This is a genomic window from Deltaproteobacteria bacterium (assembly GCA_030654105.1).
Taxonomy (GTDB): Bacteria; Desulfobacterota; SM23-61; order SM23-61; family SM23-61; genus JAHJQK01.
In genome coordinates this window covers 1-5,846 of record JAURYC010000128.1, presented here as the reverse complement: position 1 = coordinate 5,846, position 5,846 = coordinate 1, and the positions used below count along the sequence as shown (strand labels likewise).

Here is a 5,846-nt window from a genome sequence, read left to right as displayed (position 1 = left end):
AAATGGCCCATATGGAAATCGAGGCTTACGTCCAGAGCCTTTTGATCACGGCCAAGGATTTTCCCGAGACCTTGCAAAAGGGGTTGGCCACCTTGTTGAAGAGGAAATAAAGTTTCGAGATAAGAGTTTCAAGGCGAAATTTACTAGGACGCAGAATTACGCAGATAACCGCAGAAACAAAAAAGACGCTATGCGCATAGCGCTAAGCGCTAAGCGACTTTCTGTGAATATCCGTGTCCAAAAAGGAATTTCCTATACAATCAAGTTAAAAAATAAAACGCGAAACCCGAAACCTGAAACTCGGAACCCGTAATTTATTTCAAGAGGTAACCATGAAAGAGATTCTTACAGACCTGAAGGCCGAGCAGGAGACCCTGGATCACTTTTTAGGAACTTTAAGCGAACCTCAGTGGGACCTACCTTCCCCAGCGGAGGGATGGACTGTAAAGGATTCCGTTGCCCATATCGCCCATATTGACGAAGTGGCTGTTTCCCTTTTGGGGGGAGATTACACACCTCTGGAAGAAGCCGCGAGGGTCAAATTGGGATTTACGGAAATAGGTCCCCAGAAAGGGCGAGCTATGAAACCCGCAGAAGTTCTGCTCTGGTGGAGAGAGATCCGGTCGGCCATGATGAAAGAGCTATCCCAGTGCGACCCCAAGCAAAGAATCCCCTGGTTTGCCATGCCCATGGGAGCCCGCGCCTTTGCCACCGCAAGGCTCATGGAGACCTGGGCTCATGGCTTCGATTGTTTTGATGCCGCGGGGGCTGAGCCCGAGGATACGGACCGTCTCCGGCATGTTGCTTTTCTCGCTTATATGGCTAGGCCCTATGCTTATCAGGTAAATGGCCTTGCCATACCAACGACTCCTTTGCGAATCGAGCTCATTCTTCCATCGGGAAGTTCTTGGGCGCAAGGACCTGAAGATGCCCCAGACCGGATTCGTGGCCGAGCGGGTGAATTTTGTAGGGTGGCCGTAAGAAGAAGAAATTGGCGGGATATGTCCCTGGAAATCGAAGGGGAGGAGGCCAAGCGTTTTATGGCAATCGTTCAGACCTATGCCGGTCCGCCAGGTTCTGGACGAAAACCCTTAATCCCATGAACCCTCGAATTCCTGAACCTTATTTAGATTTTTCTTCAACGAAGCTGCTTATGGTAGGCGGCAAAGGTGGAGTGGGGAAGACTACCTGCTCAGCAGCCTTAGCCCTCCATTTCGCCCGCTCAGGTCAGAGAACCCTCCTGATTTCCTCTGACCCGACGCCTTCTCTTTCGGATATTTTCGAAACAGATATTGGTGCGAGCGAAAAGCAAATTCAAGGAGTGGCCAATCTCTATGGCTTGGAAATCCATTCTGAAGTCATCCTCCAGCGCTGGAAGGAACGATTTGGTCCGGAGATCCACGAAGTCCTTACGGCGTTTGCCAATTTGGATTACGACTTCGTGGATTATATCGGGGGGGCTCCAGGAATTGAGGAAGAATATATGCTCCATTTTATCGTCGAATTGGTCGAGAAAGGATCCTACGACCGAATCGTCTGGGACACAGCCCCAGCCGGCCACACCTTGCGTCTCCTCCACCTGCCCAAACTCTTTATCACCCACCTGGAAGCAGCCGCCAAGTTCTACGTGAACCTTTACGGGGCTTTTGAAAAAATTGCCAACACGGTCCGCCTGAAAAAAAGCAAAAGGGGCATTCTCCAGATCATCACCGGGTGGCAAGAACTTTCGCAGAGGATTTTAGACTTTATCCGTGACGGGCAACGTACAGCGTATGTCATCGTAACCATTGCCGAGGGTCTCGGCGTTCGCTTGACCGAGCGGTTGCTGCAGGATTTTGAGGCTTTTCATCTGACCGTGGGTCATCTCATCATCAACTACCTCATTCAGGAAGCAGACTGTCCTTTCCATCGCCGGCGGCAAGCCATGCAGCGTAAGTATTTGCGGCAGCTTAGGGAAACCTATGGCCAGCGCATGGCTCTCATTGAAGTCCCTTTGCTTGCCGATGAGGTGAAGGGAATCAAGCGCATCCGGGAGGTCGCTGACCTTCTTTTTCCGGAAGCGAAAAAATCGTCTTTGAAACGATGAAAGGGTGATTTCCATATGAATCGGAGTAAGGTCACTTTCCTTTTTGGATTTAGCATCCTGTTCGGGCTATACCTGACCAGCCTTTATAGCTATCTTTTGTTCCACAGCCTTGCGGAGATATTCAGCATAATCATCGCCTGCGGCATTTTTATGATTGCCTGGAACTCTCGCCGCTTTCTCGATAACCATTATCTTCTTTTCATCGGTATTGCTTATCTATTTGTTGGGGGTCTGGATTTGGTCCACACCCTGGCCTACAAAGGAATGGGGGTTTTTTCGGGATATAATGCCAACTTGCCCACTCAATTATGGATTGCGGCTCGTTATCTCCAGAGCATCTCCCTGCTTCTTGCCCCTTTATGGATCGGCCGGAAGTTGAAAATTAATTCTATGTTGCTGGCTTACGGGGTTGTCGTTGCTCTGTTGCTTTTGGCGATTTTCCCCTGGCAGATTTTTCCCGATTGTTTCATGGAAGGTCGGGGATTAACCCCTTTTAAGAAGATCAGCGAATATATCATTTCTCTGATTCTTATGACGGCCATAATCCTTTTGATTCAAAGACGGAAGGAATTCGACGATATTGTGTTCCAATTGTTGAATTGGTCAATCCTCACCACCATCGCAGCCGAATTGGCTTTTACTTTTTATGTAAGTGTCTATGGCCTTTCCAATTTGGTCGGACACCTTTTCAAGGTTGTATCTTTCTATCTCATCTATAAAGCCCTAATTGAGACAGGCTTGGTAAGGCCTTACGATCTCCTCTTCCGTAATCTGAAAAAAAGTGAAGAAGCCCTGCGCTTCTCCGAGAGCAAATTCTCCAAAGCCTTTCGCTCCAGCCCAAGCCCGGTTACGATTTCTTCCCTCGCCGAAGGGTGCTATATCGAGGTCAACGACAGTTTTCTGCAGCTAATGGGATATTCTCGGGAAGAGGTCATTGGTCATACCACCCTCGATCTCAACATTTGGAACCAGCCAGAGGATCGCGCCAAGATGAGAGAAATATTGCAGGAACAGCGGGCCATTCGCGATCTGGAATGCGCTTTTCGCACCAAATCCGGCGAAGTCCGGATTGCCCTTTTAGCGGCAGAAATCATCGAGGTCAAGGGTGAACCCGCAAAGAATATCTTGATGCCGTAGTAAATCTACTCCGCACCTGGAGCCAGTGCCGCTGTTTGGGGATTAGAATATTGCTGAAGAAGGGGCAAATTCCTTATGAATCCTATGTAGGATTCAGCCAAGAGTTCTGGGAATCAGAGAATCGACTCCACCACCTCTCTTCCCAGCTGCTGGCGGCCCAGGAAAATGAAAGAAGGCGGATCGCGCGGGAACTTCACGACAGCATCGGACAGTCCCTGGCCGCCACCAAATTTATCCTGGAAAAGAAACTCAGCCAGTTAAGCAACGGGAGTCCCCCTCCGGGGGTTACCCTGAAAGATGTGATTCCCATGATTCAAAAGGCCATTGAAGAAAGTCGCAGGATATCGATGGACCTGTGGCCGTCCGTCCTTGATGACCTGGGAATTTTATCGGCCATCAGCTGGTTTTGCCGGCAATTTGAAGCGGCTTACGAGCGGGGAGCCAATTATTTCCTGGTAAAAGGTTCAGCTACCAATGAGGAGATCTTAGGGTTGGTCGAATCCATTCTATCCGATTCAGGTTTTAACTTACAGGGTTCAAAACGATAGTCCCTTTGGGATGAAATTGTGCGCAGAATGGCGACACCGTTGCTACGGATCAAGGAGCGATTTACATTCGAAGCGCGAAACCCGCAGTTCGAAACAAATTCGAATTTCCGTAACAGTTTAGCCCTTTGAAAAATTGGCTAAACTTCAATGCCAAAGGCAAATTGTAAATTTTAAAATGATAGGCATTTTCCCCTGAAATTTACACTTTTCATTTTGCAGCTTTCATTTTTCAATGAAAATTAAAGGTTCTTTTCAAAACGCTAAATTAATACGGCAATCTAAGCCTCAAATTGACCATTCCGCAATGCGGATTCCGCAATCCGCAATCTACAATGCAAATTTGCCCTTGCCCACCATACCCTCAAACCGGGCTGAAGACCCTCTTATCCTGACGATCGACATCGGCACATCTTCTGTGCGCACCGCACTCTTTGACCGGTTGGGTCGGGCGGTGGAAGGATTAGAGGTCCGTCAGGCCCATGAGATCCGAACGACTGGCGAAGGCGCTTCCGAAGCAGACCCCGACCTTCTGTTGCAACGGGTCTTTGGCTGCCTGGACCGGTTAATGGCCAAGGCCCGTCCATTGGCCGGGAAAATTGCCGGAGTGGCCGCTTGCACCTTCGTCAACAATATTTTGGGGGTGGACAAGAAAAACCAGGCCGTAACGCCGCTCACCACTTATGCCGACACCCGGGCCGAAGCAGCAGTAGCCGGGCTGAAGGCTGAGTTTGACGAAGCCGCCATCCATGATCGAACCGGGTGCCATTTTCACTCCAGTTATTTGCCGGCCCGTTTGCGCTGGCTATTTAGCCGCCAGCCCGATCTTTTCCGGCGGGTAACGCGGTGGATATCGATGGGCGAGTATATGGAGCTGAAACTCTTTGGGGCAACGGCGGTGAGCTACTCGGTGGCTTCCTGGACCGGCTTACTTAACCGCCGCCAACTGGTCTGGGATGCAAAACTTCTTGCCCGGCTCCCTGTGGGGGTGGAACAACTTTCGCCACTTACGGATATAAACATTCCTCGGCAAGGCCTCCGGCCCCAATTTGCGGCCCGTTGGCCAGCTCTTCGCCAATTGGCCTGGTTTCCGGCAGTGGGGGACGGGGCCACGGCCAATATTGGAAGTGGGTGCCTGTCTCCCGCACGGGTGGCTTTAACCGTGGGTACGACCAGTGCTCTGCGGGTGGTCATGAATAAGCCGGTTGGTCATCTCCCTCCTGGCTTGTGGAATTACCGCGTGGATGAGCGACGTTCGCTGCTCGGCGGGGCATTGAGCGAAGGCGGAAGTGTTTTTGCCTGGATGAAGGCGATTTTGAATCTCAAGGATTTTTCAAAAGTGGAAGCAGACCTGGCGGCCCTGGAACCGGACGCCCATGGCCTCACGGTCCTACCCTTCCTGGCTGGAGAACGCAGCCCAGGGTGGGCTGGACAAGCCCGGGCTACGATCCATGGATTGTCGCTGGCCACGAATCCTATGCACATCCTGCGGGCGGGGTTGGAAGCGGTGGCTTACCGCGTCGCTCTGGTTTTCGGATTGTTACGCCAGAGGTTACCCGCCGAGCCTGAAATCGTGGCCAGTGGAGGAGCCTTGCTTCACTCTCCTGCCTGGCTGCAAATCATGACGGACGTACTGGGAAGGCCAGTGGCTGTTTCTGGGGTTCAGGAGGCTTCGAGCCGGGGAGCTGCCCTATTAGCCCTGGAATCCCTCGGCGCTGTCCCCGATCTGGAAAGAGTCCCCGATTTTATAAGCGCCGTTCATCAGCCCGATGCTAAACGGCACATCCGCTACCTTAAGGCAATGGAGCGACAACAAAATTTGTATCAAAAGCTGGTTAAACCCCGCGCGCCCTCACAGGGAAAAACTTGAACGCTCCCAGCCGGCAGGGGCAAAAATTCATTCTCAGCAACACTCTCACTCTGGTAACTGAATTCTATTTTGTTCGGTTTTACTTCAGCGCTGCAATAATCTCGCGGCAGAAGGCGGGGAGATCATCCGGAGTTCGCGAGGTGATCAGGTTGCCGTCCCGCACCACTTCATGGTCCACATATTTGGCGCCGGCGTTGACTACGTCGTC

At 51.3% G+C, this 5,846-nt stretch carries 6 protein-coding genes; 5 read left to right on the top strand and 1 reads right to left on the bottom strand.

Annotated elements, in window-relative coordinates:
* The first annotated feature begins 332 nt into the window (after nucleotides 1-332).
* From Q7V48_05095 to Q7V48_05075, 5 genes are all read left to right on the top strand, one after another.
* Nucleotides 333-1,103: a TIGR03084 family metal-binding protein gene (locus Q7V48_05095; protein ID MDO9210110.1), complete on the top strand. Its 771-nt coding sequence runs from the start codon at nucleotides 333-335 to the stop codon at nucleotides 1,101-1,103.
* 50 nt (nucleotides 1,104-1,153) lie between these two features.
* A complete protein-coding gene (locus Q7V48_05090) occupies nucleotides 1,154-2,086 on the top strand; it encodes an ArsA family ATPase (GenBank protein ID MDO9210109.1) in 933 nt (310 codons plus the stop codon).
* 15 nt (nucleotides 2,087-2,101) lie between these two features.
* The gene (locus Q7V48_05085; GenBank protein ID MDO9210108.1) at nucleotides 2,102-3,223 is read left to right on the top strand and encodes an MASE3 domain-containing protein; all 1,122 of its coding nucleotides are present in this window, start codon (nucleotides 2,102-2,104) and stop codon (nucleotides 3,221-3,223) included.
* A 50-nt stretch (nucleotides 3,224-3,273) separates the two neighbouring features.
* Nucleotides 3,274-3,771, top strand: coding sequence for a histidine kinase (locus Q7V48_05080; GenBank protein MDO9210107.1), 498 nt, complete (start codon nucleotides 3,274-3,276; stop codon nucleotides 3,769-3,771).
* A 346-nt stretch (nucleotides 3,772-4,117) separates the two neighbouring features.
* The gene (locus Q7V48_05075) at nucleotides 4,118-5,638 is read left to right on the top strand and encodes a gluconokinase (protein ID MDO9210106.1); all 1,521 of its coding nucleotides are present in this window, start codon (nucleotides 4,118-4,120) and stop codon (nucleotides 5,636-5,638) included.
* Nucleotides 5,639-5,717: 79 nt separating this feature from the next.
* On the opposite strand, the gene Q7V48_05070 is transcribed toward Q7V48_05075, so the two are convergent.
* On the bottom strand, nucleotides 5,718-5,846 hold a 129-nt coding region (locus Q7V48_05070; protein MDO9210105.1), incomplete at its 5' end, for a DJ-1/PfpI family protein.

What these genes read in the sequence shown, in the direction of transcription:
- Q7V48_05085 (MDO9210108.1), top strand. Translation starts at nt 2,102, where the DNA reads ATGAATCGGAGTAAGGTCACTTTCCTTTTTGGATTTAGCATCCTGTTC.
- Q7V48_05090 (MDO9210109.1), top strand. Translation starts at nt 1,154, where the DNA reads ATGGTAGGCGGCAAAGGTGGAGTGGGGAAGACTACCTGCTCAGCAGCC.
- Q7V48_05095 (MDO9210110.1), top strand. Translation starts at nt 333, where the DNA reads ATGAAAGAGATTCTTACAGACCTGAAGGCCGAGCAGGAGACCCTGGAT.